This window comes from Enterobacter cloacae complex sp. 6730903, assembly GCF_048283985.1.
Classification (GTDB): Bacteria; Pseudomonadota; Gammaproteobacteria; order Enterobacterales; family Enterobacteriaceae; genus Enterobacter; species Enterobacter hormaechei_C.
Window position 1 is genome coordinate 1 of record NZ_JBLVXX010000150.1, and the last position, 699, is coordinate 699.

At 28.8% G+C, this 699-nt stretch carries 1 protein-coding gene; it reads left to right on the plus strand.

The window, feature by feature from the left end:
• On the plus strand, positions 1–638 hold a 638-nt coding region (locus ACNQ0W_RS25290), incomplete at its 5' end, for an SIR2 family protein (RefSeq protein ID WP_417933303.1).
• Positions 639–699: the final 61 nt, after the last annotated feature.

Genomic DNA, 699 nt, shown 5'->3' on the forward strand with positions numbered 1-699 from the left:
GTGATATAGAAAGAAAATTCAATGAAACTTTGTCTAACGATAGAAATGGAAAGTTTAAAGAAATAAATGATATTTTCTATAAAGAGATGGATAAGGGAATTAATTTAAGCAGATTTAAAATATATATTACTCAGCTATTATCAACTGTAGAATTAAAAGAAGAAAAAAGCGAAGAGATAGCTGAACTCATTAAGATGAGAAAAAACATCGGATCAATCATCACAACGAACTATGATTTATTGATTGAGCAACTCTTTGAATTTGAACCACTAATAGGCAATAGCATACTTTTAAGTAATCCTTATGGTTCTGTCTATAAAATACATGGTTGTGTGTCAGCCCCTTACGAACTAACGATTACAGAACAAGATTATGACTATTTCGATAACAAATATGAACTAATTAGAGCACAATTACTCTCACTATTTATTCATAATCCTGTTATCTTTATTGGATACAGCATTAGTGACAGAAACATACAGCAAATTCTAAAGACCATTTTTTCCTATGTACCTACTAACTCAGATATAGCAAATAAAATTAGAAGTAATTTTTTGCTTGTGGAATATGAAAAAGATTCAAGATCTACTGCCATATCTGAACACGATATATACATAGGGAATGCTACCACTATATGAATAAATAAAATCAAAACCGACGATTACTCTTCTATATATAAAAGTTTATCAGACTTAATAT